At 71.8% G+C, this 24,221-nt stretch carries 24 protein-coding genes; 20 read left to right on the top strand and 4 right to left on the bottom strand.

What is annotated here, in order from left to right; translation table 11 throughout:
- Positions 1 to 107: 107 nt before the first annotated feature.
- From Msi02_RS16265 to Msi02_RS16305, 9 genes are all read left to right on the top strand, one after another.
- Entirely contained in the window at positions 108 to 1,043 is a 936-nt protein-coding gene (locus tag Msi02_RS16265) for a DMT family transporter (protein ID WP_204049133.1), read from the top strand.
- A 10-nt stretch (positions 1,044 to 1,053) separates the two neighbouring features.
- Positions 1,054 to 1,668, top strand: a complete 615-nt coding sequence (locus Msi02_RS16270) for a GntR family transcriptional regulator (protein WP_204049134.1) — start codon at positions 1,054 to 1,056, stop codon at positions 1,666 to 1,668.
- A gap of 76 nt (positions 1,669 to 1,744) precedes the next feature.
- On the top strand, positions 1,745 to 2,116 hold the full coding sequence (locus tag Msi02_RS16275) for a hypothetical protein (protein WP_079319557.1): 372 nt from the start codon (positions 1,745 to 1,747) through the stop codon (positions 2,114 to 2,116).
- 458 nt (positions 2,117 to 2,574) lie between these two features.
- Positions 2,575 to 4,044: a sugar transferase gene (locus tag Msi02_RS16280; RefSeq protein WP_204049135.1), complete on the top strand. Its 1,470-nt coding sequence runs from the start codon at positions 2,575 to 2,577 to the stop codon at positions 4,042 to 4,044.
- A gap of 1 nt (position 4,045) precedes the next feature.
- On the top strand, positions 4,046 to 5,110 hold the full coding sequence (locus Msi02_RS16285; protein ID WP_204049136.1) for a glucose-1-phosphate thymidylyltransferase: 1,065 nt from the start codon (positions 4,046 to 4,048) through the stop codon (positions 5,108 to 5,110).
- A gap of 70 nt (positions 5,111 to 5,180) precedes the next feature.
- Positions 5,181 to 6,152, top strand: a complete 972-nt coding sequence (gene rfbB / locus Msi02_RS16290) for a dTDP-glucose 4,6-dehydratase (protein WP_204049137.1) — start codon at positions 5,181 to 5,183, stop codon at positions 6,150 to 6,152.
- Positions 6,153 to 6,162: 10 nt separating this feature from the next.
- Complete coding sequence (gene rfbD, locus Msi02_RS16295) at positions 6,163 to 7,020, top strand: dTDP-4-dehydrorhamnose reductase (RefSeq protein WP_204049138.1); 858 nt, start codon at positions 6,163 to 6,165, stop codon at positions 7,018 to 7,020.
- Between the two features lie 129 nt (positions 7,021 to 7,149).
- A complete protein-coding gene (locus Msi02_RS16300; RefSeq protein ID WP_204049139.1) occupies positions 7,150 to 7,941 on the top strand; it encodes a WecB/TagA/CpsF family glycosyltransferase in 792 nt (263 codons plus the stop codon).
- Positions 7,942 to 7,945: 4 nt separating this feature from the next.
- Positions 7,946 to 9,112, top strand: a complete 1,167-nt coding sequence (locus tag Msi02_RS16305) for a hypothetical protein (RefSeq protein ID WP_204049140.1) — start codon at positions 7,946 to 7,948, stop codon at positions 9,110 to 9,112.
- A 43-nt stretch (positions 9,113 to 9,155) separates the two neighbouring features.
- Here Msi02_RS16305 and Msi02_RS16310 read toward each other — a convergent pair whose 3' ends face one another.
- Entirely contained in the window at positions 9,156 to 9,998 is an 843-nt protein-coding gene (locus Msi02_RS16310; protein ID WP_204049141.1) for a glycosyltransferase, read from the bottom strand.
- 31 nt (positions 9,999 to 10,029) lie between these two features.
- Positions 10,030 to 10,596: a dTDP-4-dehydrorhamnose 3,5-epimerase gene (gene rfbC / locus Msi02_RS16315; RefSeq protein ID WP_204049142.1), complete on the bottom strand. Its 567-nt coding sequence runs from the start codon at positions 10,594 to 10,596 to the stop codon at positions 10,030 to 10,032.
- Between the two features lie 176 nt (positions 10,597 to 10,772).
- Here rfbC and Msi02_RS16320 point away from each other — a divergent pair, with 176 nt between their 5' ends.
- Genes Msi02_RS16320 through Msi02_RS16355 form a run of 8 tightly spaced genes read left to right on the top strand, consistent with a single transcriptional unit; the run spans position 10,773 to position 19,189 of the window.
- Positions 10,773 to 11,987 (top strand): class I SAM-dependent methyltransferase, encoded by a 1,215-nt coding sequence (locus tag Msi02_RS16320; protein WP_204049143.1) that lies wholly within the window; start codon positions 10,773 to 10,775, stop codon positions 11,985 to 11,987.
- Positions 11,984 to 12,763, top strand: coding sequence for a glycosyltransferase family protein (locus Msi02_RS16325; RefSeq protein WP_204049144.1), 780 nt, complete (start codon positions 11,984 to 11,986; stop codon positions 12,761 to 12,763). The genes Msi02_RS16320 and Msi02_RS16325 overlap by 4 nt, the downstream gene beginning before the upstream one ends.
- Complete coding sequence (locus tag Msi02_RS16330) at positions 12,760 to 13,407, top strand: PIG-L deacetylase family protein (protein ID WP_204049145.1); 648 nt, start codon at positions 12,760 to 12,762, stop codon at positions 13,405 to 13,407. Before Msi02_RS16325 ends, Msi02_RS16330 begins: the two co-directional genes overlap by 4 nt.
- Positions 13,407 to 14,426, top strand: a complete 1,020-nt coding sequence (locus Msi02_RS16335; RefSeq protein WP_204049146.1) for an NAD-dependent epimerase/dehydratase family protein — start codon at positions 13,407 to 13,409, stop codon at positions 14,424 to 14,426. Before Msi02_RS16330 ends, Msi02_RS16335 begins: the two co-directional genes overlap by 1 nt.
- Positions 14,423 to 15,679: a DUF4910 domain-containing protein gene (locus tag Msi02_RS16340; protein WP_204049147.1), complete on the top strand. Its 1,257-nt coding sequence runs from the start codon at positions 14,423 to 14,425 to the stop codon at positions 15,677 to 15,679. The genes Msi02_RS16335 and Msi02_RS16340 overlap by 4 nt, the downstream gene beginning before the upstream one ends.
- Before the next feature lie 4 nt (positions 15,680 to 15,683).
- On the top strand, positions 15,684 to 16,706 hold the full coding sequence (locus Msi02_RS16345) for a hypothetical protein (RefSeq protein ID WP_204049148.1): 1,023 nt from the start codon (positions 15,684 to 15,686) through the stop codon (positions 16,704 to 16,706).
- A 16-nt stretch (positions 16,707 to 16,722) separates the two neighbouring features.
- On the top strand, positions 16,723 to 18,300 hold the full coding sequence (locus Msi02_RS16350; RefSeq protein ID WP_204049149.1) for an oligosaccharide flippase family protein: 1,578 nt from the start codon (positions 16,723 to 16,725) through the stop codon (positions 18,298 to 18,300).
- A 1-nt stretch (position 18,301) separates the two neighbouring features.
- Complete coding sequence (locus Msi02_RS16355) at positions 18,302 to 19,189, top strand: glycosyltransferase family 2 protein (protein ID WP_204049150.1); 888 nt, start codon at positions 18,302 to 18,304, stop codon at positions 19,187 to 19,189.
- 39 nt (positions 19,190 to 19,228) lie between these two features.
- Here the strand turns inward: Msi02_RS16355 and Msi02_RS16360 are convergent, their stop codons facing one another.
- On the bottom strand, positions 19,229 to 20,425 hold the full coding sequence (locus Msi02_RS16360) for an acyltransferase family protein (protein WP_204049151.1): 1,197 nt from the start codon (positions 20,423 to 20,425) through the stop codon (positions 19,229 to 19,231).
- Positions 20,426 to 20,526: 101 nt separating this feature from the next.
- On the opposite strand from Msi02_RS16360, the gene Msi02_RS16365 reads away from it, so the two are divergent.
- Genes Msi02_RS16365 through Msi02_RS16375 form a run of 3 tightly spaced genes read left to right on the top strand, consistent with a single transcriptional unit; the run spans position 20,527 to position 23,710 of the window.
- Entirely contained in the window at positions 20,527 to 21,522 is a 996-nt protein-coding gene (locus tag Msi02_RS16365) for a hypothetical protein (RefSeq protein ID WP_204049152.1), read from the top strand.
- A 3-nt stretch (positions 21,523 to 21,525) separates the two neighbouring features.
- Positions 21,526 to 22,269, top strand: coding sequence for a GumC domain-containing protein (locus Msi02_RS16370; protein WP_204049153.1), 744 nt, complete (start codon positions 21,526 to 21,528; stop codon positions 22,267 to 22,269).
- A gap of 40 nt (positions 22,270 to 22,309) precedes the next feature.
- The gene (locus tag Msi02_RS16375) at positions 22,310 to 23,710 is read left to right on the top strand and encodes an O-antigen ligase family protein (RefSeq protein WP_239108452.1); all 1,401 of its coding nucleotides are present in this window, start codon (positions 22,310 to 22,312) and stop codon (positions 23,708 to 23,710) included.
- Here Msi02_RS16375 and Msi02_RS16380 read toward each other — a convergent pair.
- Positions 23,666 to 24,205: a dTDP-4-dehydrorhamnose 3,5-epimerase family protein gene (locus Msi02_RS16380; RefSeq protein ID WP_204049154.1), complete on the bottom strand. Its 540-nt coding sequence runs from the start codon at positions 24,203 to 24,205 to the stop codon at positions 23,666 to 23,668. The two genes, Msi02_RS16375 and Msi02_RS16380, sit on opposite strands and share 45 nt — an antisense overlap.
- Positions 24,206 to 24,221: the final 16 nt, after the last annotated feature.

Raw genomic sequence — 24,221 nt, forward strand, 5'->3', positions numbered from 1 at the left:
CAGGGATCGTTCCTAACGACTTGGGCCACAGCCCCATATCAGGACAGTCTCGACGTTCCGGAAGAAAGCTCTTGCCTAGCTCTGTCTAGTTGTCAGACAATCCTCCCATGAACTCCAGATCGGGCCCTCTCGCGGTCGTCGCGGCGGCCGTCCTGTGGGGGACCGCGGGCACCGTGGGCGCCTTCGCCGCCGCCGGCTCCGTCTCGCTGGCCGCGGCCCGCCTCGTGCTCGGCGGGGCCCTGCTGGGCGCGTTGGCGCTGGTCAGGCACCGCCGGACCCGCCGCGACTCCCACGGGAACGTTCCGGCACGCTGGGCGCTGGTCCTGGGAGCCGCCGCCGTCGCGGCCTACCAACTGTGCTTCTTCGCCGCGGTCGCCAGGACGGGCGTGGCGATCGGCACGGTGGTGGCCATCGGCAGCGGCCCGGTCTTCACCGGGCTCCTGTCCTGGATCGCCGGGCGCGAGCGGCCGAGCGGGCGCTGGGCGCTCGCCACGGCCGCAGCCGTCGCCGGATGCGCGGTGCTCGTCACCGGCGGGGGAGGGGCGACCGGCGGCGCGGACGCGGGAGGCGTCGCGCTCGCCCTCCTCGGCGGGCTCCTGTACGCCTTCTATGCGGTCGTGGCGGCCCGGGCCATCGGCAGGGGCATGGAGTCGGGGATCGTCATGGGCGTTCTGTTCGGCGGCGCGGCCGTGCTCATGCTGCCGGTCCTCGTGCTGACCGGACCGGCCTGGCTCGCACGCCCGGGCGGCCTGCTGGCCGCGCTCTACCTCGGCTGCGCCACGACCGGGCTGGCCTACCTCCTGTACGGCCGGGGCCTGCGCACGACCCCCGTCGCCACGGCGGCCACGCTCGCGCTGGCCGAGCCGGCCGTCGCGGCCCTGCTGGGCGTCGTGGCGTTGCGCGAGCACCTGTCCCTCGTCTCGTGGGCCGGTCTGGTGCTGCTCGCCCTGGGGCTGGTCGTGGTGGCGCTGCCCGCCGGGGCGCGCATGCCGGACGCCTCCGCACCCGGGACGCCGAAAGCGCCGGCCGGGAGCCGCCACTAGGCTCGGCACCGTGACCACGCTGAGGCCCGTCTCCACCGTCGAGGCGCTCGCCGCCGCGCTGCGCGAGCGGGTGCTGTCCGGGGACATCGAGCCGGGGGCCGCGCTGCCCGAGCAGGAGCTGTCCGCCCGGTACGGCGTGGCCCGCCCCACCGTGCGGGAGGCGCTGGCGCTGCTCGTCCACGAGGGACTGCTGCGGCGCGAGCGCAACCGCAGCGCGTATGTCCCGATGATCACCTCCGCCGACCTGGCCGACCTCATGTACGTACGCGGGCCGCTGGAGGAACTGATGGCGCGGGCCGTCGCGGGGCGCCGGGTGGCGGCGGCGGAGGAGGCGCTGGACCGCCTGTCCGGCCTGCCCCCGGGCGCGCCCTGGGCGGCCGTGGTGGCCGAGCACATGGCGTTGCACGAGGCGCTCGTCGCCGCGGCCGGCAGCCCCCGCCTGGAGCGCCTGTACGCCACGCTCGCGGCCGAGACGCGGCTCGGGCTGGTCGGGCTCAGGCGCGCGTACGAGGATCCTCACGAGCTCGCGGCGGAGCACGCCGCGCTGTTGCGGGTCATCGCCGAGGGGCCGGCGGACGCGGCCGTCCACGCCGTGCGCGAGCACCTGCGGTGGCGGCACCCCTGAGCCGCAAGGGTTTCCGGGCGGCCCAGGACGCCGATTCTCTTGCAGGGTGCCGCTTCAAGTCGTCACAATCGCGCCCATGCACGGCAACCCAGTGCCGGACACCTATGTGTACGTCACCGAAGAAGGCGTGACACGTCACTACGCCGACGGCAGCGTGGAGGCCCTCGCTTGGGAGGACGTGGTCGAGGTCCGCGTCGGCGCCCATGCCGGCCAGGATCCGCCAGGCCAGCCGGAGGACGTCTTCATCGTCCTGCTGGACCGTGAGGGCGAGGGCTGCGTGGTCCCGCACTCGGCGACCGACGCGAGCTTCCTGGCCCGGTTGCGCTATCTGCCGGACTTCGACCTCGACCGGCTGAGCACGGCGGTCGCGAGCGCCCGTTCCGACTACGTCGTCGTGTGGCGCAGCCCGGAGCCGCCGTCCCCGTTACCCGACCTCGAATACGACTAGAAGTCCCGGGCGCCGCGCCGGCCCAGGTCGCACGCGCTCTCCGCGTCCACTCGCCGCAATCCGTTCATTGACGGCAACGGCAATGTCGAGTGCGATTTCAGAGTCGATTCGAACAGAGGGAATTTTTGGCGCATTGGTGCACACGAAAGCACAAATATGGCAATACTTCCCGTACAGGTGACCGGGAAGGTCTGGATTACCCCTTACGGTCGAGTGAATAATACCGGTATATGACTTGATGGTGGTCGGTGGCGGCATCTTGGACCGTTCCCGTCAAGTCCTTCAGGTGGGCTCATTGCGACCAATTGTGGACAGGAGGCGTACGTTCCCTACTGGGCGGTCGCTGTCTAACATCATCTTCGTGCGGGCGCGCCCCGAATTTACTGAGGCGTGGGTCAACCATTGTGACCCGAGGGGCGTCAATCACCTGGACGGTCCGGCTACCTAGGCGCGGTGAGATGGAATCGCAGACGGAGTTGGCGGAATCGGGGTCTTTTCCCCGCGAAGTCCATGTGCGGCTGCCGGTGAACGTGTCGACGCGTTCCTATTCGAGAATCCTCCTGGTGGGAGACCTGCTCTGCGCGGCACTCGCCCTCGCCTGCGTCGAGTTCACCCGGCTGTGGTTCGGCGCGTTCATCCCGGTGTACGACATCGCGTTCGGCGCGACCCTGACGATCTTCTGGCCGGCGGTCGTGGGCGTCGCGGGCGGCTATCGCAGACGCACCCACGGTGAGGGGACGGAGGAGTTCCGCTCGGTCGCCCAGGCGGGCCTGGGACTCGTCGCGGCCGTCGCGATCGGGGCATACCTCACCCAGACCAACGTGGCGCGCAGCTATGTCATGGCGATGCTGCCGCTCGCCACCGTGCTGACACTGCTGTTCCGGCACCGCATGCGCAAACGGCTGCACCGTCTGCGCTCCAAGGGACAGCACATGCGGCCGATCGTGGCCGTGGGGCACCGGCAGTCCATACACGAACTGGTGCTGCAGCTCAGGCGGCAGCCGTACCACGGCATGCGGGTGGTGGCGGCCTGCCTGCCGAACGCGCAGTACCGGAGGCAGCGTTCCGACGTCGACGGCGTGCCCGTGCTCGGAGACTTCAGGGACGTGCCGGCCGTGGTCGACAAGGTCGACGCCGAGGCGGTCGCGGTCCTCGCGTGTCCCGAACTCCACGGCGCCGCGCTGCGCCGCCTCGCCTGGGGCATCGAGTCGCGGGGGACCGACCTGTTCGTCGCCCCGGCGCTGATGGACGTGGCGGGGCCGCGCATCAGCGTCCGCCCGGTCGCGGGGATGCCGCTGCTGCACGTCGAGCACCCCGACCTCCAGGGCTCCCGGCGGCTCGTCAAGAACGCCTTCGACAAGATCGTGGCGGCCGCGTCGCTCCTGATCCTGGTCTTCCCGATGCTGGCCATCGCGGCGGCCGTCCGCGCCACCAGCCCCGGCCCCGTGCTGTTCCGGCAGACCAGGATCGGCAGGTACGGCCGCGAGTTCCACATGCTCAAGTTCCGCACCATGGTCGTGGACGCGGAGCGGCTCAGGCCGGTCCTGGCCGCGTCCAACGAATCGGACGGTGTGTTGTTCAAAATTCGGAACGATCCACGGATCACCCGCGTGGGTCATCTGCTGCGCCGTTACTCACTGGACGAGCTGCCCCAGCTCCTCAACGTGCTGCGCGGGGAGATGTCGCTCGTCGGGCCGCGCCCGCCGCTGCCCGCCGAGGTCGAACAGTACGGCACGGACGTGCACCGGCGCCTGGTCGTGCGGCCGGGCATGACCGGACTGTGGCAGGTGAGCGGCAGATCGGACCTGTCCTGGGAGGAGTCGGTCCGGCTCGACCTGCGGTACGTGGAGAACTGGTCGCTCATGCTGGACCTGCAGATCCTGTGGAAGACGTGGTCCGCGGTCACCGGCGGCAGGGGGGCCTACTGACATGAAGGCCCTCGTGCTCGCTGGCGGGTCCGGCACCCGGTTGCGGCCCATCACGCACACCCGGGCCAAGCAACTGGTCCCGGTGGCCAACAAACCCGTCCTGTTCTACGGCCTGGAGTCGATCGCCGCCGCCGGCATCGGCGAGGTCGGCATCGTCGTGGGAGACACGCAGGACGAGATCGAGGCGGCGGTGGGCGACGGGTCCGGATTCGGTCTGCAGGCCACCTACCTCCGCCAGGAGGCGCCGCTCGGGCTCGCGCACGCCGTGCTGATCGCCCGCGACTACCTCGGCGACGACGACTTCGTCATGTATCTCGGCGACAACTTCATCGTGGGCGGCATCGAGAGCCTGGTCGAACGCTTCCGCACGCGGCGGCCCAGCGCGCAGATCATGCTGACCCGGGTGAGCGACCCCCGCCAGTTCGGCGTCGCGGAACTGGACGCGGACGGCCGGGTCGTGCGCCTGGAGGAGAAGCCGCGCGAGCCGAAGAGCGACCTCGCCCTGGCGGGGGTCTACCTCTTCACCCCGGCCGTGCACGCGGCGGTGGCGGAGCTCAAGCCGTCCTGGCGGGGGGAGTTGGAGATCACCGACGCGATCCAGTGGCTCATCGACGCGGGCCACGACGTCGAGCCGTCGGTCATCTCGGGCTACTGGAAGGACACCGGGAACGTCACCGACATGCTCGAGGTGAACCGGCTCGTGCTGGAGTCCCTGGAGCGCCGCATCGACGGCGACGCCGAGGACTGCGAGTTCATCGGGCGGGTCGTGGTGGAGGCCGGCGCCTCGGTGCGCTGCTCCCGGATCGTCGGCCCCGTGGTCGTCGGCCCGGGGACCGTCATCGAACGCTCGTACGTGGGCCCGTTCACGTCGATCGGCGCCGACTGCGTGGTGAGGGGGAGCGAGATCGAGTACTCGATCGTGCTGTCCCGTTCGTCCATCGACGGGGTGCGGCGGATCGAGGCCTCGCTGATCGGCCACGACGTGGAGATCACTCCGGCGCCGGACACGCCGAAGGCGCACCGGCTGGTGCTGGGGGACCACAGCAGGGTCCAGATCAGCTCCTGACCGCCGTCCCTCCCGGCCCGTCCGGCACAATCCCTTTCAGCCCCGAGCTCGAAGCAGGTGTGGACCTTCTGTGAAGTTACTCGTCACCGGCGGCGCCGGGTTCATCGGCTCCCATTACGTCCGTACGGTTCTCACGGGCGGATACCCGGCCTTCGCCGGGGCGTCCGTGACGGTGCTCGACCGGCTCACGTACGCGGGCAGCCTCGCCAACCTCGCCCAGGTCGAGGGGCGGTACGACTTCGTCCACGGCGACGTGTGCGACGCGGACCTGCTCGGCGAGGTGGTGCCCGGCCACGACGTGGTGGTGCACTTCGCGGCCGAGTCCCACGTCGACCGGTCCATCGACGGCGCGGCGGAGTTCGTCCGCACGAACGTCCTGGGCACGCAGGCGGTCATGGAGGCGTGCCTGGCCGCCCGGGTGAGCCGCGTCGTCCACGTCTCCACGGACGAGGTGTACGGGTCGATCGAGACGGGCTCGTGGGACGAGAGCGCGCCGCTCGCCCCCCGCTCGCCCTACTCGGCGTCGAAGGCGGGCGGCGACATGATCGCCCGCGCGTACGCGGTCACCCACGGGCTGCCGGTCTCCATCACCCGCTGCGGGAACAACTACGGGCCGTACCAGTACCCCGAGAAGGTCATCCCGCTGTTCATCACCAACCTGATCGAGGGCCGGCCCGTCCCCCTGTACGGCGACGGCGGCAACGTCCGCGACTGGATCCACGTGGCCGACCACTGCCGGGCCGTCCAGCTCGTCGCCGAGGTGGGCGAGCCCGGGGAGGTCTACCACGTCGCCGGCACGGCCGAGCTGACCAACCTGGAGCTCACCCGGCGCCTGCTGGACCTGCTCGGCGCCTCGCCCGACCTCGTCAGGCGGGTCGAGGACCGCAAGGGGCACGACCGCCGCTACTCCCTCGACGACCGGAAGCTCCGGGCCCTCGGCTACGCGCCCCAGGTGTCCTTCGACGCCGGCCTCGAGGCGACGGTGCGGTGGTACGCCGACAACCCGTCATGGTGGAAACCGCTGCGGGCGGGGAATCGGTGACGGCGTCGCCATGAGGTGGCTGGTCACGGGCGCCACGGGCATGCTCGGCGCCGATCTCGCCGCGCTGCTGGCCGCCGAGCGCGAGGACGTCGCCGCGCTGTCCCGGCGCGATCTCGACCTGTGCGACCCGGCGGCCGTCCTGGCGGCGGTCCGCACGGAGAAGCCGGACGTCGTGGTGAACTGCGCGGCGTGGACGGCCGTGGACGACGCGGAGACGCACGAGGAGGAGGCGCTGTCGGTGAACGGCCACGCCGTGGGCCCCCTCGCCGAGGCGTGTGCGCGCCACGGGGCCACGCTCGTGCACATGTCCACCGACTACGTGTTCGACGGCACGGCGCGAACGCCGTACGCCGAGGACGAGCCGGTCGCCCCCGTCAACGCGTACGGGCGGACCAAGGCGGCCGGGGAACGGGCCGCCCTGCGGCACGGCGGTTACGTCGTCCGCACCGCGTGGTTGTACGGCGCGCACGGGCCGAACTTCGTCAGGACGATGGTCAGGCTCGCGGCCGGGCACGACACGGTGCGGGTGGTGGACGACCAGCGCGGCCAGCCCACCTGGACGGGCGACCTGGCGGCTCAGATCGTGCGGCTCGTGCGCGCGCAGGCGCCCGCCGGGATCTACCACGGGACGAACGCGGGCCTGACGACGTGGTACGGCTTCGCCCGGGAGATCTTCCGCCTGCTCGGCGCCGACCCGGACCGCGTCAGGCCCACGAACAGCCGGGATTTCCCGCGCCCGGCCCGGCGCCCCGCCTACGGCGTGCTCGGGCACGACGCCTGGGGCAGGGCGGGGCTGGCGCCGATGCGGGACTGGCGTGCGGCGCTGCGTGACGCCTGGCCCCGGCTCGTCGCCGCGAAGGAGTTGTGACGTTCGCGGGCGTCCGCGCGATAACCCATGGACGGCATCCCACGGACGGCAATCCCGTGGCGGCTTCTCATGGACGGTGGGGATCGTGGAAGGACCGGTGGCGCGCGCCGTGGAACGGACTGTCCCCCGATGACGGCGCCGGGACGGGCACACAGGCGGTCGGTGCTGGGCACGACGCTGGACGCGCTGACCATGCGCGAGGTCGTCGCCGCCTGCGTGGCGGCGGTGGACGGCGGCGGACGGCTCGACATCGGCGTGGTGAACGCCGCCAAGATCGTCGGCATGCGCAAGGACCCCGAGCTGCGACGCTCGGTGCTCGACTGCGACCTCGTGCTCGCCGACGGCCAGGCCGTGGTGTGGGCCGCGCGCCTGCTGGGCCACCGGCTGCCGGAACGCGTGGCCGGGATCGACCTCTTCACGGAACTGCTCGGGGAAGCGGAGCGGCGCGGATACCGGCCGTACTTCCTGGGCGCCACACCGGAGGTGCTGGCCCTCCTGATCGAGCGGGTGCGGCGTGACTTCCCGGGCCTGCGGATCGCGGGGCATCACGACGGCTACTTCCCGGTCGAGGAGTCGGCGCGGGTGGCCGAGGAGATCGCGCGGTCCGGGGCGGACCTGCTGTTCCTCGGGATGACCTCGCCGAAGAAGGAGATCTTCGTCCGCGACTGGGGCGCGGTCACCGGGGCGAAGGTCGTGCACGGGGTGGGCGGCGCCTTCGACGTGCTGTCCGGGCGCACCCGCCGGGCGCCGCGCGCCTGGCAGCGCCTCGGGTTCGAATGGCTGTACCGCCTGCTGCAGGAGCCGGCGCGCCTCGGCCCGCGGTATCTGAAGACCAACGGGAGGTTCCTCCTCCTCGTGGCCGCCGGACTGATCCACCAGGGCCGCGGCCGTCTCGCGAGTTCCGTCGATTCTCTGGAGTGACAACGTGACGCAGCACCGCAGAATCGCCCTGCTGGGCCCGGGCGCGCCGGCCGATCTGCTGTCGGCCATGGTGGACCTCGCGGTGCGCGGGCTGCCGCCCGGCTACGTGGACGGGGAGTTCGTCTTCACCCGCAGGGGAGTGCGGCGGCCCGACGGCACGTGGAGCGCCGTTTCGGAGGGGCGCAGCCTCCGCTATTCGGCGATCGTCGCGCTCGGCGTGGCCACCCTGCCCGAGGAGCGGCAGCGTGCCGCTCTCGCCGGCGACACGGCCCTCGACCTGGCCGGGCACCTCGTCAAGCGGCTGCCGGACGTGCGCGGGCTCGGCGACGCGGCCCTGATCTGCTGGGCGGCGGCGGAGACGGGGCATCCGGGGCTCGACGAGGCGCTGCGGCACCTGGCCGAGATCCACGGGCTCACCTCCTCCGGTCAGGTGTACACGGTCGAGGCCGCCTGGGAGCTGGCCGCGCTCGTCGCCGCCAGGACGGTGCTCGGGGCCGGGAACGAGCTCGACGGCCGGCTGGAACGCGCCCGGGCCCGGCTGCTCGGCGGTCTGGCGTCCGACCGCCTCTACCGGCACGTGCTCGGCCCGGCGTCCGGGCCGCTCGTGCCCTGGTATCGCGCGCACGTCGGCTGCTTCGCCGACCAGGTGTACCCGCTGCAGGCGCTGGCGCGGCTGCACGCCGCGGTCGGCGACCCCGACGCCCTGGCCGCGGCCGAGCGGGTGGCCGCGGGCATCTGCGCGGCCCAGGGCGACGAGGGGCAGTGGTGGTGGCACTACGACGCCCGCACCGGCGCCGTGGTCGAGGGGTATCCCGTCTACAGCGTCCACCAGCTCGCGATGGCTCCCATGGCCCTGCTCGACCTCGCCGACGCCGGAGGCACGGCCCATCTCGACGAGATCGCCGAGGGCGTGCGCTGGATGAGCGAGCGGCCCGAGTCCGACGAACCCCTCATCGACGAGCGGCTGAGCCTGACCTGGCGGAAGGCGGCCAGGGCGGACCCGAAGAAGCTGGTGCGCGGCCTGCGGGCGGTGGCCACCCGCACGCGTCCCGCGGCCCGGCTCGCCACTCTCGACCGGCTCTACCCGCCGGTCGCCGTCGACCGCGAGTGCCGCCCCTACGAGCTGGGCTGGCTCCTGTACGCCTGGCTGTTCACGCTCCCGCGCCCCTGAGAGCGGCAGCGGGCATCGGCTGAGAGCGGCGGCGGCGCCGGCGTCACGACTCCGGCGCCCGGCTGCTCTCGTCGCGCAGCCAGGTCGTGTAGTCGCCCGCCCGTACGGCGCCGCGCGCCCTGCGCCGCGCCAGCACGGTGACGCCGGCGAAGACGGCCGCCGCCGGGAGCAGCCACGGCTCCCGCACGGCGATCCGGACCAGGTCGCCCGGGCTCGTGCGCGCGGACGGGCCCTCCGGCCCGGTCTCGCCCTCCAGTTCGCTCACGCTGGTGACCGCACGGACGCGCCTCCGCAGCAGGTCGGCGAACGTACGGGGGGTCTGGATGCCGGCCCGCGCCTCCGCCACGACCGCCCGCTCGGCCTCGCCGAACGCCAGGGAGGCGGCCAGGTCGTCGGCCATGACCGGCGGGAGCGCGCGGATCCGTTCGTTGCCCTCCTCGGTGACCGCGATGACCCCGCGGCCGAACAGCCCCGTGCGCACGTGCGGAAGGCGCGTCCAGATCGCGTAGTACGCGCGTACCGCCCAGGGCCGGCCGGCGAGCGCCAGCTCGCGCTCCGGCGCCGCCGCGAGCGGCCCGCCCGGCTCGCCGAGACGGGCCACGAGCGCGCGGACGCCCGCGGTGGTCACGGTGACGTCGGCGTCCACATAGAGCCTCGGGAAGCCGCGGGCCGACCGGTCGCCGAGGCGCAGCGCCTCGCGCTTCGACGCGACCGGCGTGCTCAGCACGCGCACGCCGTGCGCCCGGGCGACCGACTCCGTCTCGTCGGTGCACCCGTTCGCGACGACCACGACGTCGAACTCGCCCGGCCGGGCGTCGCCCAGCAGCCCGGAGAGCAGACGACCGAGGACCGGAGCCTCGTTGTGCGCGGGGATCACGACGCTCATCACAGGAGCAGTATGGGCCCCGCCGCCGGGGTCAGGAGGGCTGATATCTCGGGAGGATCCCGGAATCCAGCGCCTGGCCCAGTGTGGGCGCCGCCGCGTCCTTCTCCGACAGGATCGCCTCGCCGTCGATCCGCCAGTCGATGCCGATCCCCGGGTCGAGCGGATGCACGCCGTGCTCGCGCCGCGGGGCGTACGGCTGGGAGCAGAGGTAGAGCACCGTGGCCCGCTCGCTGAGAGCGACGAACCCGTGGCCGAGGCCCTCCGCCACGTACACAGCGCGCCGGGACACGTCGTCGAGCACGAGCCCCTCCCACGCGCCGAAGGTGGGCGAGCCCACGCGCACGTCCACAACGACGTCGAGCACGGCGCCGGAGACGCAGGTCACGTACTTGGCCTGGCCGGGCGGCACGTCGGCGAAGTGGACGCCCCGCACCACACCGCGCCGGGAGACCGAGCAGTTGACCTGCGCCAGCTCCATCGTGTGCCCGACCGCCTCGCGTAACTCTTCCGCCCTGAAGCATTCGAGGAAGTCGCCCCGGATGTCGCTGTGGATTCGCGGAGTGAAGCTCCACGCCCCCTCGATACTCATCCGCTCCATGGGCGGAAGCATGGCACAGCGTCTTGTAACGATCGCAGTCCACTGCCCGACTTATGACTGTCGGACTCCGGTGCTGGGGGGGAAATGCCAGCTCAGTTTCTGTCGGTAACGCCTGCCCGGAATTCATTAGGGAAACGGCCGGCGCAAAGCCCTTCGAGCGGCCGGAGGGGGGCCTGATGACGGCGTGCCGGCTGTGCGGCTCCGCGAGCCTCGTCGGCGTGGTCGACCTCGGCGCGACACCGCCGTGCGAGCGGTTCCTCAGCGCGGAGCAGCTCGACGAGCCGGAGGTGACCTATCCTCTGCACCTGCGGGTGTGCACGGACTGCTGGCTCGCCCAGATCCCCGCGCTCATCACGCCGCAGGAGACCTTCACCGAGTACGCCTACTACTCGTCGTACTCCACTTCGTGGGTGGAGCACGCGCGGCGGTTCGTGGCGGACGCGGCCGAGCGGCTGCGCCCCGGGTTCGTGGTCGAGGTGGCGAGCAACGACGGCTACCTGCTGCGGCACGTTGTGGAACGTGGCATCCGGTGCCTCGGCATCGAGCCGTCGGTGAACGTCGGCCAGGCGGCCAGGGACAACGGGGTGCCGACGCTCACGGCGTTCCTCGGGCCGGGCACGGGCGCGGCCGTACGGGCCGAGCACGGGCCCGCCGACCTCGTCGTGGCCAACAACGTCTACGCGCACATCCCCGACGTCGTCGGCTTCACCCGGGGGCTGCGTGCGCTCGTGGACGACCGGGGCTGGGTGTCCATCGAGGTGCAGCACCTGCTCACCCTCATGGAGCTCAACCAGTACGACACGATCTACCACGAGCACTTCCAGTACTACACGGTCGCCTCCGCCGAGCGGGCGCTGGCGAGCGGCGGGCTCGCCCTGGTGGACGTCGAGCTGCTGCCGACCCACGGCGGCTCGATCCGGCTGTGGGCCCGCCCGACCGAGCTCGGCGCGGAGCCGAGCCCCCGTGTGGCCGAGGTCCTGGCGGCCGAGAAGGCCGCGGGGCTGCACGAGTTGTCCGGCTACGCGCAGTTCGCGGAGCGGGTGGCGCGGGTGCGGCGCGAGCTGCTGGGGTTCCTCCTCGACGCCGCCGCACAGGGCAGGACCGTGGTGGGCTACGGCGCCCCGGGCAAGGGCAACACGCTGCTCAACCACTGCGGCGTCCGCCCCGACCTGCTGCGCTACACGGTCGACCGGAACCCCTACAAGCACGGCCGGTTCACCCCCGGCGCCCGGATCCCCGTCCTCCCGCCGGAACAGATCGCCGCCGACCGCCCTGACTACGTGCTGGTGCTCCCGTGGAACCTGCGTGAGGAGCTGACCGCCCAGCTCTCGTACGTACGCGAGTGGGGAGGCCGGCTGGTCTTCCCGATCCCCCGCTTGGAGATCGTGTGAAAGTCGTCCTCTTCTGCGGCGGCCGGGGCACGCGGATGCGCAGCGACCTTCCCGGCGGCGACATTCCCAAGCCGATGCAGCTCGTCGGCCCCCGTCCGCTGCTCTGGCATGTGATGCGCTATTACTCATATTTCGGGCATCGGGATTTCATCCTCTGTCTCGGATACGGCGCGCAACATATCAAGAATTTCTTCCTGAATTATCAGGAAACGGCGTCCAACGATTTCGTGCTGCGCAACGGCCGTGTGGACCTGTTGTCCACCGACATCTCCGACTGGTCGATCTCCCTGGTGGACACCGGTCTTGATTCGCCCATAGGGGAGCGGCTTCGTCGGGTTCGCCCCTATCTTGAGGGCGATGAGATCTTTCTGGCGAACTACGCGGACGTGCTCACCGACGCCCCGCTGTCCGACATCGTCGAGCGGTTCAGGGCCGCGGACGCGGGTGCGTCCATGATGGTCGTCCCGCCGTCGAACACCTTCCACTGCGTCGACGTGGGCGAGGACGGCAGGGTAGGCGCGCTCACGCCGGTCAGCGAGATGCCGCTGTGGGTCAACGGCGGCTTCTTCGTGCTCCGCCAGGAGATCTTCGACCACATCCCGCAGAACGGCGACCTCGTGGCCGACGGCTGCACGGAGCTCGCCAAGCGCGGCCGGCTGCTCGCCTATCCGCACCGCGGCTACTGGCGGCCGAGCGACACCGTCAACCAGCGGCTGGAACTGGACCGGGCGTGGGCGCGCGGCGACCGGCCGTGGGCGCTGTGGGAGCACGAGTGATCGGGCTGCGGCCGGGCCACGTGCGACGGATCGCGGCGCTCGGGGCGCACTGCGACGACATCGCGATCGGGGCGGGCGGCACGTTGCTGACCGTCTGCGCCGCGCGTCCCGGCGTCCGGGTGGACGCCCTGGTGTTGTCCGGCGGCGGCACCGAGCGGGAGGACGAGGAACGGGCCGCGCTCGCCGCCTTCTGCCCCGGCGCGGACCTGCGGCTCACCGTGCTGAAACTGCCCGACGGGCGGCTGCCCGCCCACTGGGACGAGGCCAAGACCGCCGTCGAGGAACTGCGCGCGGAAGGCGACCCCGACCTGGTCGTCGCCCCCCACCGGGGCGACCTGCACCAGGATCACCGGGGCCTGGCCGAACTCGTGCCCACCGCGTTCCGGGACCACCTGGTCCTCGGATACGAGATCGTCAAGTGGGACGGCGACCTCGGCCGTCCCTCCGTCTACCAGCCGCTCACCCCCGGCGTCGCGAAGGAGAAGGTCGCCCTGCTGCAGAGCCACTACCCCTCACAGCGGCACCGCCCCTGGTACGACCCGGAGGCGTTCCTCGGCCTCGCCCGCATCCGCGGCATCGAGTGCCACGCGCGGTACGCCGAGGCCTTCCACGTGGACAAGCTCACCCTCGACCTGGAGAACTGATGCGGCTACTGCTGACCGGACACCAGGGCTATCTCGGCACGGTCATGGCCCCGGTGCTCGCCGAGGCCGGCCACGAGGTGGTCGGCCTCGACTCGGGACTGTTCGCCGACTGCGTGCTCGGCCCCCCGCCCGCCGACCCCGAGACGTACGCGGTGGACCTGCGGGACGTCGGGCCCGAGCACCTGGCGGGGTTCGACGCGGTCGTCCACCTCGCCGCGCTGTCCAACGACCCGCTCGGCTCGCTGGCCCCGGAGCTGACCTACGACATCAATCACCACGCCTCCTCGCGGCTGGCCAGGCTCGCCAGGGACGCCGGGGTGCGCCGGTTCCTGTACGCGTCCACGTGTTCCGTGTACGGCGCGTCGGGCGGCGACGACCTCCTGGACGAGGACGCCCCGCTCCGCCCGGTGACCCCCTACGCGGAGTCGAAGGTCCGGGTCGAGGACGACCTGGCCGCGCTGGCGGACGACGACTTCACCCCCGTCTTCATGCGCAACGCCACGGCCTTCGGATTCTCGCCGCGGCTGCGCGCCGACATCGTGCTCAACAACCTGACCGGCCACGCGTGCCTGTCGGGGGAGGTGCGCGTGCTGTCGGATGGCACGCCCTGGCGCCCGCTGGTCCACGCCCGCGACATCGCGGAGGCGTTCGCCGCCGCGCTGACCGCGCCCAGGGAGGCGGTGCACGCCAAGGCGTTCAACGTGGGCACCGAGCGGAACAACCTGACCGTGGCGGAGATCGCGGCCGAGGTCGTCGAGGCCGTGCCCGGCGCCACGCTCGTGATCACCGGTGAGACGGGCGCCGACCCGCGCTCCTACCGGGTGGACTTCTCCCGCATCCGGGCCGCCCTCCCCGGGTACGAGGCCCGCTGGTCGGTCAAGGACGGCGCGGTGGAACTGGTCGACGCCTACCGCGAGTACGGGCTGACCAGGGAGGACTTCGAGCGCCGCTTCACCCGGCTCGCCCGGCTGTCGGATCGGCGGGAGGCCGGCACCGTCGACTCCTCCTTACGCCCATGAGCGAGATGCACGCGCTGGTCCGGCGGCTCTACCCGCTGTGCCGCAGCATCACGGGAGCCGGGCTGCGGCAGACCCTGGAGATCATCGGCGAGTCGACACCGCTGGAGATCAGCGAGGTGCCCACGGGCACCCAGGTCCTCGACTGGACCATTCCCAAGGAATGGAACATCCGCGACGCCTACATCGAGGACGCCGCCGGGACCCGGGTGGTCGACTTCGCGGCGTCCAACCTGCACGTGGTCGGCTACAGCGTGCCGGTGTCGGCGACCATGACCCTGGACGAGCTCCGCCCCCACCTGCACACGCTCCCCGGCCAGCCCGGCCTGGTGCCGTACCGGACCAGTTACTACGCCGAGACGTGGGGGTTCTGCCTCAGCGAGAACACCCTCGCCGGGATGGGGCCGGGACCGTACGAGGTGCGGATCGACTCGACCCTCGCCGACGGGCACCTGACGTACGGCGAGCACGTGATCCCGGGCCGCAGCACGGACGAGGTCCTCGTCTCGTGCCACGTCTGCCATCCCTCGCTGGCCAACGACAACCTCGCGGGCGTCGCGGTGGCGACCCGGCTGGCGCGGCTGCTGGCGGAGGAGGAGCGGCACTACACCTACCGCTTCCTGTTCGCGCCCGGCACCATCGGCTCCATCGCCTGGCTGGCGCGCAACCAGGACCGGGTCGGCAGGATCAGGCACGGGATCGTGCTCGCCTGTGCGGGAGACCGGGGCCCGATCACCTACAAGCGCAGCAGGCGGGGGGACGCCGAGATCGACCGGGTCTTCGCGCACGTCCTGCGGGACCGCCCGCACACCCTGGTGGACTTCTCCCCCTACGGCTACGACGAGCGGCAGTACTGCTCGCCCGGGTTCAACCTGCCGGTCGGCTGCCTGACCAGGACCCCGTACGCCGGCTATCCGGAGTACCACACCTCGGCGGACGACCCGGACTTCGTCTCCGAGGAGGCGATGGAGGACACACTGGACGCCTGCCTGCGGGCCGTGCGGGTGCTGGAGCGCAACCGCACCTACGTGAACCTCAGCCCGTACGGCGAGCCCCAACTCGGCAGGCGCGGCCTGTACGAGTCGCTCGGCGGGCGCAGTGACACGAAACAGGCGCAGATGGCGATGTTGTGGGTGTTGAATCTCTCCGACGGCGCCCACAGCCTGCTCGACATCTCGGAACGTTCTGGCCTGTCGTTCGACGTGGTGGCGGACGCGGCCGAGGCTCTGCTGGTCGCGGGACTGGTGAAGGAGTAGCCGGATGACGCAGTTCGAGGCCTCCGCACGACCGATGGCCCTCGGCCTCAAGGTCGGCGAGGTGGTGGAGGTCCGCGGCGTCGAGGAGATCATGGCCACACTCGACGAGAAGGGCGAGCTCGACGGCCTGCCCTTCATGCCGGAGATGCTGCCGTTCTGCGGGCGGCGGATGACGGTGCACAAGGTGGCGCACAAGCTCTGCGACACGGTGACCGGCACGGGCATGCGGCGGATGCGCGACGCCGTGCATCTCACCGGGCATCTCACCACGGGGGCGCGCTGCGACGGCTCCGCCCACGGCGGCTGCCAGACCGCGTGCGCGCTGTACTGGAAGGAGGCCTGGCTCAAGCGGGTGGACCCGGGCGGGCCCCCGCCCGACCCCGCGCCGGAGCCCCTGCGCAGCCTCCCCCTCCTCGAGGTCAACACGTGCAGGGAGCCGGACGCGGACGGCGAGGTGCGGTATCGCTGCCAGGCGACCGAGTTGCTGCGCGCCGCTCCCGAGGCCCTGCCCTTCAGGGACCTCGGCCAGTACGTCACCGACGTCCGCGTGGGCAACGCGGGCGTCCTCGCCACCCTCCGCACGATCTTCTTCGGGCTGTTCAACCGCTTCCAGCGCGCGACCCGCAGGTTGCCTCGCTGGATGCGGTTCAGGGACGGCATGGAGTGGGGTTTCGTGCCGCCCGGCCCGAACACCACGACTCCGACCGAGCTGAGCGACCTGCAGCCGGGTGAGCTCGTGCGGATCAAGCCGCGGGACGCGATCGTCGCCACCCTCGACAAGAGGCGGCTCAACCGCGGGATGGGGTTCGAGGAGGAGATGGCGCGTTACTGCGGGCGGGTGGCCCGGGTCGCCGCGCGCGTGGAACGGTGCATCGACGAGAAGACCGGGCGGATGCTGCAGATGAAAAGCCCCTGCATCGTCCTCGACGGCGTCGTCTGCGCGGGTGTGTACAAGGCCAATTGCCCCCGGGCGTTCGTGCCGTTCTGGCGGGAGATCTGGCTGGAGCGGGTCACCGAGGAGAACTAGGAATCGGGGAGTGCCGATGCGACAGAGCCAGGACGCGGAGTCAGCGGAGTCAGCGGAGTCAGGGCAGCCAGGGGCCGGGGAGCCGCCGGACGGCGACGCCGGTCACATCCGGGAGATCGGCCGCAAGGCCGGACGCGGGCTCGGCTGGAGCCTGCTGGGCACCCTGGCGACCCGAGCCGGGTCGTTCCTCATGGGCCTCGTCCTGGCCCGTCTGCTGTCCCCGGAGGACTTCGGCATCTACGCGGTCGCGCTGGCCGCGACCCAGTTCGTCATGGTCGTCAAGGACATCGGCATCATGGCGGCGGTCGTGCAGTGGCGGGGCAAACTGGAGGACGTCGCGCCCACCGCCACCACCCTCTCCATGATCTCCGCCGTCAGCCTGTACGGCGCGTTCTACGTGGGTGCGCCGTACTTCTCCCGGCTCGCGGGCAGCGAGGAGGCCACCCCGGTCGTCCGGATCCTCACCGCGGTCATCCTCATCGAGGCCATCACCGCGGTGCGCAGCGCGACGCTGCTGCGCAGGTTCCACGTGGGCAAGAGCGCCAAGGCGATCCTGGCGGGGTTCCTGGTGAACGCTCCTGTGGCGATCGCGCTCGCGGCCGGGGGCGCCGGGCCGTACAGCTTCGCCTGGGGACAGGTGGCCGGCGCCGTGGTCACCGGCGTGTTCATGCTCGCCTACGCCCGGCTGCCCTGGCGGATGGGATTCGACCGGGACGTCGCGAAGAGGCTGTTGTGGTTCGGCATCCCCTCCGCGGCGGGCATCGCCCTGGAAATCGTGCTGCTCAACGTCGGCTACATCATCGTCGGCGCCATCATGGGGCCCGACTGGCTCGGCTTCTACCTGATGGCCTTCAACGTGTCGAGCTGGGTGCCTGGACTGATCGGCACCGCGATCCGCTCGGTGTCGATCGCCGGCTTCTCGCGGCTCGCCGAGCGTGACGAGGAGTCGCTGTCGCTGGGCGTGCAGAAGTCGGTGCCGATCCTGATCGCCACGATCCTGCCGCTGGCGGTGGCCATGGCGGTGCTCGCCCACCCGCTCATCCACTTCCTGTACGGCGACAAGTGGGGTCAGGCGGCCGGCGTCCTGCGGTTCCTCGCGGTGCTGATGGTGGTGCGCATGCTCACCTCCTTCGCCCTGGACATCCTCAACGGGCAGGGCGCCACCCGTTCGACCGTCTGGATGAACCTGGGGTACGGCGTGGCCCTGATCCCCGCGGTGATCGTGGGCACGCACCTCGACGGCATCCGGGGCGCGGCTGTCGGTCAGGCGGCGGCCGCGCTGCTGGTGGCCCTTCCGCTCGCGCTGCTCGCCGTGCAGCGCACCGGGGTGCGGCTGCGGCCGGTCCTGCCCCAGCTGGTGCGGCCGCTCGCCGGGGCCGCGGTCTCCTTCGCGGTCACCGTGGGCCTGGCCGCGCTGACTGAGGGCAGCCAGTTCCTCCAGCTCGTCGTCGGTGGCGCCGGAGGACTGCTGGTCTACGTGCTGATCGTGGTGCCGCCGCACCAGATGAGGACCGTGGGCGGTCACGTGATGGAGCGGCTGCCCGCCGCGCACCGGCAACCGGCGCCGGCCGAGGCGACATCGAAGGAGCGGTGAGTTGGGGGATCCACGGAGACTCGTCTCCATCGGCATACCGGTGCGCAACGGCGCCGACGGGCTGGAGAAGGCCGTGCGTTCCGTCCTCGCCCAGGACCACGAACGGCTGGAAGTCGTCATCTCGGACAACGCCTCCACCGACGGCACGGAGGAGCTGTGCCGGCGGCTCGCCCGGGAGGACCCCCGGATCGTCTACCACCGCCAGCCCCGCAACCTCGGCATCCTCGGCAACTTCGTCGAGGTGCAACGGCTGGCGCGGGGCGAGTTCTTCCGCTGGATGGGCGACGACGACCATCTCGAGCCGCACTGCGTGTCCCGGTCGCTCGAGCCGTTACTGGCCGACGACCGGCTCATCCTGGTGACCTCGGACATGGCCTACACCAACCCGGACGGCTCGGCACACCGGCCGGCCTATCGGGGCACGGGGATGCTCTCCGGGGACCCCGTCGAGCGGCTGGCCGAGCTGTGGGCCGCGGCCACCACCGAGCACCTGCTCCTCGACCCTCTGTACGGCATGATGCGGCGCGCGGCGGTGGTGGGCATCAGGAGACCGTTGATGATCCGCGAGGACGAGGTGTACGCCACCGTGCTCGCCCTGACCGGGCCGTGGGGCCACGTCCCCGAGGTGCTCGCCCATCGCAACCTGCGGTGGAGCCGGCTGCCGCACATCGCCCGGTCCCTCGGCGTGCCGGTGTGGACCGCGCACTTCGCCAACACGATCCAGTTCCGCGCGATGTACCGCGCGCTGCGAGCCGGGGGCCTCACCCCGGAGCAGCTCCGCCGCAGCCGGGCCCTACTGGCCCGCTTCTACGGGCGGCGTCAGCGCCAGGTGCTGACCCACCGCGCCCGCAAGCTCACCGGTCTCGCCGTTCGCCTCGTGAGGGGGTGAACTCCGGGTGCCGGGTGCCGATACGGCCCGGGCGGGCGGCTACCGCCGGAGGACCGCCGCCCGCAGCGCGCCCCAGCCCCGGTGGCGCTGGAACGGCAGCTCGAAGACCGTCGCGAACAGCCACGCCGCGAGCAGCGTGAGCGGCACGGCGAGCGCCAGGGTGGCCAGGAACATCGGCACGCCCGGGGCGAGCCGGGGGCCGAGGACCAGGCGGTTCACCACCACGACGATCGGCGCGTGGGTGAGGTAGAGGCTGTAGGAGAACGAGCCGAGCCGGCGCAGCGCCCGCGTGTCGAGCAGGCGTACGAAGGGCCGGGGCCGGCCGGCCGCCACGGCGGCGAGCAGCAGCCCGACCGCGGGGCCGACGGCCAGATCGATCCAGAAGTAGTGCTCGACCGTCCAGACCGAACCACGGGCGACGATCAGCATGACGACGGGGGCGGCGGCGGCCAGGGCCAGCCAGGGCAGGCGCGACGGCCACGGCGACCGCTCCCCGTGTGCATCTCCGTGTGCATCCCCGGGCGCCGCCGTGCGCGCCGCCGCTCCCGCGGCGACCGCGCCGATCGCGAAGAGCACCGCGAACTGCGGGGTCAGCCGCGTGAACAGGTCCACCGCGGGGACGACCGGCGCGAGCAGCCCGATGAGGGCCACGACGACGGTGAGAGCGGTGAGCAGCACGGCCGCGCCGGCTCGCCGCAGCACGAGAAGCATCAGCGGGAACACGATGTAGAGCTGCGCCTCCACCGCGATGGACCAGAAGGCGCCGTTGGGGCTCGGCGAGCCGAACAGGTCCTGGACCAGCAGGCCGTAGACGACGACGGACTTCACGGTCGGGCTCTCCTGCCCGGGCTGCGGAATCAGCGCCCACGCGACCACGAGGCTGAACAGCAGGGCCGCCCAGTACGGCGGGAGGATGCGCCAGGCCCGCCGGTAGGCGAACCGGCGCAGGCCGTTGAGCCGCCAGCCCGACCGCGCCGGCGAGACCGCCAGCGAGAACCCCGACAGGACGATGAACACCACCACCGCGAGGTGCCCGTAGACGAGCCATCCGGCCCAGGCCGGGCCCGTGTCGGCGGGGAAACCCGGGAAGGAGAGCAGCCGGCAGTGGTGCAGGACCACGAACAGGGCGGCGAGGCCGCGGATCCCGTCCAGGCCCGGCAGGCGTGCGGGCGCGCGCACCGCCGGGGTGGTCGCGGAGGTGGACGGGGCCGTCGCCTGGTCCGCGCTGGACTCCATACGCCGCACTCCCGTCGTCGCCCGGCCCGATCGCCGCAACGTATATCGGAGGGACCTCGCCGAACGTAACCGCCCGGCGCGGGACGCCGGAACGTTGTAACGTGACAGCCGCGCGTGACGATGTATCCAAGCAGAGTTCCGGACGCCTGCTGGCAGGCCGATGGCACCGGATCACGCCGGGGGGATACGTGGAGTTCTGGACGACGATCGCCGGTCTCCTGCGGAAGTGGTCGATCGGACTCCCCCTGCTGGCGGTCTCGATCCTGGCCGGGACGGTCACCTTCTTCGTCGTCCCGACCCGGTACGAGGCGGACACCTCGCTGGTGCTGGCGACGCCCGTCAACGGCGGCGTCTACTCCAGGGATCCGAACCGCCCGCTGCCCCGGGGCAACCCGCTCCTGCAGTTCAACGACGCGCTGAAGACGGCCGCGAGCATCGTCATCCAGTCCATGAACACGCAGGACGTGTGGACGCAACTCGGCGCGCCGAAGGACGGGCCGACGACGATCACGATCGACGACGGGCGCAGCAACCCCCGGGTCCTGGACATCAGCGGGCCGTACATCTACATCAACGTCGTGGCGCCGTCCCCGGAGATCGCCTCCAGCGTGCTGACGAAGGCGCAGCGGCGCGTCCGCGACGAGCTGACCGGGTGGCAGCAGACGCTCGGCGCCCCCTCCTCGACCTACCTCACCGTCGCCAACATCGTGCCGCCGTCCAAGCCGGAGGCCATGACGTCCGCACGGTGGCAGGCGGCGATCGGCGCCGGCATCGTGGTCGCCTGCGCGGGTCTCGGCCTGGTCTACGCCCTGACGCGCCGAGGCCGGCGCCCTCTTCTCCAGAAGGCCCCGCCGCCTCCGTACGATCCCGCGCCGCCGGCCGCCGCCGTGCTCCCGGCCGTCTCTGCGGCCCCCGTCGTCCCCGCGTACGAGGACGGTGACGACGACGTGGACGTGGTCCTGTGGGACACCCAGGAGATCGTCGTCGTGACGGAGCCGGTGAAGGGGCAGGACGCGGCCGATACGCGGCGCGCCGACACCGACCGTCGCTTCGCGAGCGTGCCCAGAAACGCGCGCACGGACGACGACAAGGACTGACGCATGGACTTCTGGGCGACGGTCCTCGTCCTGTTCCGGCGGTGGTACGTCACCTTCCCGGTCTTCGTGCTCGTGCTCGCGGGGGCGGCAGGCGTTTACGTCATGTTCCCGAAGACCTTCGTGTGCTCCTCGAGCCTCGTGCTGACCGTCCCCCGCGACGGCGGGAGCCTGCCCTCGGACCCCAAGTTCCCCAACCCGGTGACGAACCCGCTGGTCAACGTGGACAGCGGGCTGGGCCTTTCCGCGTCGATCCTCATCCAGGGCCTCACCACGAGCGAGGTCGCGCAGCGGGTGGGCGTGACGCCCGGCGGGCGGACCACGTTCAAGGTCAGCAACGGCACGACCAATCCGGAGCTGATGATCACATTGCCGTTCGTCGTCATCTCCGCCGAGGCCCCGACGCCGCAGGAGGCCCATGACGTGGTCGCGCGCCTCGACCGGATCGCGCAGGACAAGCTGATCGAGCAGCAGCGCGCGCTCGGCGCGCCGCGGGCCACCTATCTCAAGGCGTTCGAGGTCGTGCCGCCGACCACCCCCGAGGAGAAGACGGGGAGCAGGCTGCGGGCGGCGTGCGTCGCGCTGGCGATGGGCCTGTTCCTGAGCCTGGCCGCCGCGTTCGCCGTGGAGAGCTGGGCGCAGGCGCGGCGCGCCCGCGGGTCAGGCGCCGCGAAGTCGCGGGCGTCGCTCAACGGGTCCGCCTTCCCCTCCGACGCGCGGACGACCTCGGCGCCATTGCTGCGGCGCTGACCGCCGTGACCAGCTGACAGCCGTGACCATCGGGAGTCCCGTGAGGATCGAGAGCCCGCTGCACCCGCTGCCTGGGCCGCGCCGGCGCGCCGACGGCGCGACGCTCGCCTGCCTGTTCGTGCTCGCCCTGCTGCTCATCCCGGCCCGGCTGGTTCTGCGCGGGCTGCCGATGTCCCTGACGCTCGCCGACGTCGTCGCCCTCCTGCTCCTCCTCGTGTGGCTCCTGGCGCAGTTCACCACCACACTCGGCGCCGCCAAGGGCGCCAACCCCGTCCGTACCGGGATCTTCGCGTACGGGATGGCGTTGCTGACCTGCTACGGCTTCGCCAGCCTGGGATACCTGCCCTCGGACGAGCTCAACCTGGCGGACCACTCCCTGGTGCTGTTCGCCGGGTATGTCGGGCTCGTGCTCATCATGTGCGACGGCGTACGGGGGCGGGACCGACTCGACTTCGTGCTCAAGACCGTCGTGGTGGCCGGGGCGATCGTCTCGGTCGTCGCCACGTGCCAGTACCTGCTGGAGTTCGATCCCACGACCTATATGACGCTGCCCGGGTTCCGGCACACGTCGGTGGAGGGCACGGAGACCGTGATGTCGCGGGCGGACCTGCGCCGGGTGGCCGCGACGCTGGGCCACCCCATCGAGTTCGGCGTCTTCTGCTCGATGGTCCTGCCGTTCGGGGCGCACTTCGCCCTCCAGGCACGAGACCGGGGCGAGCCGGCGACGCGCTGGTGGCTGTGCACGGTCCTGATCGCGGCCGGGCTGATGTTCTCGGTGTCCAGATCGGCCGTGCTCGGGCTGGTCGTGGTCGGCGCGGTGCTGTTCGCGGGCTGGCCGCTGAGGCGCTGCCTGGTCGGCCTGGCGGGGCTCGTCGTGTTCCTGGGCGTGATGAAGGTGGCCGCGCCCGGACTGCTCGGCACCTTCTACAACCTGTTCGCGAACGCCGGCTCCGACGACAGCATCCTCTACCGCACGCACGACTACCCCTTCGCGCTGACCGAGGTCGCCAAGCATCCGATCTTCGGCCGCGGCATCGGGACCTGGTATCCCTACAAGCACCAGGTGTTCGACAACCAGTACCTGCTCTCGCTGGTGGAGACCGGTGTGGTCGGCGTCGTGGCCTTCGTCGGCATCATCGTCTGCGGGGTGGTCGTGGCGCTGCGCGCGCGGCGGCTCAGCGGCGATCCCAACGTCCGCAACCTCGCCCTGACCATCGCCGCCTGCCTGCTGGTTCCGCTCGTCGGCGCGGCCACGTTCGACCTGCTGTCCTACCCCGGCGTCACCGGCCTGATGTTCCTGCTGATCGGGGCGTCCGGCGCGCTGCTGCGCGCGGTGAAGGCGGAGAACGCGGCCGCGGCCCCCGCCCCGGAGACGGCCGCGGCGGGGCGGGCCGGGCTACGCCGTGAGGCGGCCGCGCAGCTCGGCCCAGGATCCGGCTGACGAGTCCCGGCCGCTGATCGCGCCGACCGGCAGCGGCCACGGGAGCGCGAGGTCCGGGTCGTCGTACCGTACGGCGAGGTCCTCCGACGGGTCGTGCTCCCGGTCGATGCGGTAGCACACGTCGGCCTCGGTCAGCGCCTGGTAGCCGTGCAGGAGGCCGGGGGGGACGTACAGATGGGCGAACGTCTCGTCGTCGAGCAGCACCGACAGGTGCCGGCCGAAGGTCGGCGAGCCGGGCCTGGCGTCCACCAGCATGTCCAGAACCGCGCCGCGGGCGCAGCGGACGAGCTTGCCCTCGCCCCGCCCCGAACGGCCGTGCATGCCGCGGACGGTGCCCTTGCGGGAACGCGACTGGCTGTCCTGGATGAAGGCGGCGGGGTCGAGCCCGTGCTCGGCGGCGACGGCGGCGTCGAAGGTCCGGGTGAAAAAACCGCGCTCGTCGTGATGGGGAGTGGGGACGAACAGCAGCACGCCCTCCAGGGCGAGTCGCGTCACTTTCACATGAGAGTAG

It is taken from the genome of Microbispora siamensis (assembly GCF_016863095.1).
In the GTDB taxonomy this organism is placed as follows: domain Bacteria; phylum Actinomycetota; class Actinomycetes; order Streptosporangiales; family Streptosporangiaceae; genus Microbispora; species Microbispora siamensis.

What these genes read in the sequence shown, in the direction of transcription:
- Msi02_RS16265 (WP_204049133.1), top strand. Translation starts at nt 108, where the DNA reads ATGAACTCCAGATCGGGCCCTCTCGCGGTCGTCGCGGCGGCCGTCCTG.
- Msi02_RS16275 (WP_079319557.1), top strand. Translation starts at nt 1,745, where the DNA reads ATGCACGGCAACCCAGTGCCGGACACCTATGTGTACGTCACCGAAGAA.
- Msi02_RS16280 (WP_204049135.1), top strand. Translation starts at nt 2,575, where the DNA reads ATGGAATCGCAGACGGAGTTGGCGGAATCGGGGTCTTTTCCCCGCGAA.
- Msi02_RS16285 (WP_204049136.1), top strand. Translation starts at nt 4,046, where the DNA reads ATGAAGGCCCTCGTGCTCGCTGGCGGGTCCGGCACCCGGTTGCGGCCC.
- rfbD (WP_204049138.1), top strand. Translation starts at nt 6,163, where the DNA reads ATGAGGTGGCTGGTCACGGGCGCCACGGGCATGCTCGGCGCCGATCTC.
- Msi02_RS16300 (WP_204049139.1), top strand. Translation starts at nt 7,150, where the DNA reads ATGACGGCGCCGGGACGGGCACACAGGCGGTCGGTGCTGGGCACGACG.
- Msi02_RS16310 (WP_204049141.1), bottom strand. Translation starts at nt 9,998, where the DNA reads ATGAGCGTCGTGATCCCCGCGCACAACGAGGCTCCGGTCCTCGGTCGT.
- rfbC (WP_204049142.1), bottom strand. Translation starts at nt 10,596, where the DNA reads ATGGAGCGGATGAGTATCGAGGGGGCGTGGAGCTTCACTCCGCGAATC.
- Msi02_RS16320 (WP_204049143.1), top strand. Translation starts at nt 10,773, where the DNA reads ATGACGGCGTGCCGGCTGTGCGGCTCCGCGAGCCTCGTCGGCGTGGTC.
- Msi02_RS16335 (WP_204049146.1), top strand. Translation starts at nt 13,407, where the DNA reads ATGCGGCTACTGCTGACCGGACACCAGGGCTATCTCGGCACGGTCATG.
- Msi02_RS16340 (WP_204049147.1), top strand. Translation starts at nt 14,423, where the DNA reads ATGAGCGAGATGCACGCGCTGGTCCGGCGGCTCTACCCGCTGTGCCGC.
- Msi02_RS16345 (WP_204049148.1), top strand. Translation starts at nt 15,684, where the DNA reads ATGACGCAGTTCGAGGCCTCCGCACGACCGATGGCCCTCGGCCTCAAG.
- Msi02_RS16350 (WP_204049149.1), top strand. Translation starts at nt 16,723, where the DNA reads ATGCGACAGAGCCAGGACGCGGAGTCAGCGGAGTCAGCGGAGTCAGGG.
- Msi02_RS16360 (WP_204049151.1), bottom strand. Translation starts at nt 20,425, where the DNA reads ATGGAGTCCAGCGCGGACCAGGCGACGGCCCCGTCCACCTCCGCGACC.
- Msi02_RS16370 (WP_204049153.1), top strand. Translation starts at nt 21,526, where the DNA reads ATGGACTTCTGGGCGACGGTCCTCGTCCTGTTCCGGCGGTGGTACGTC.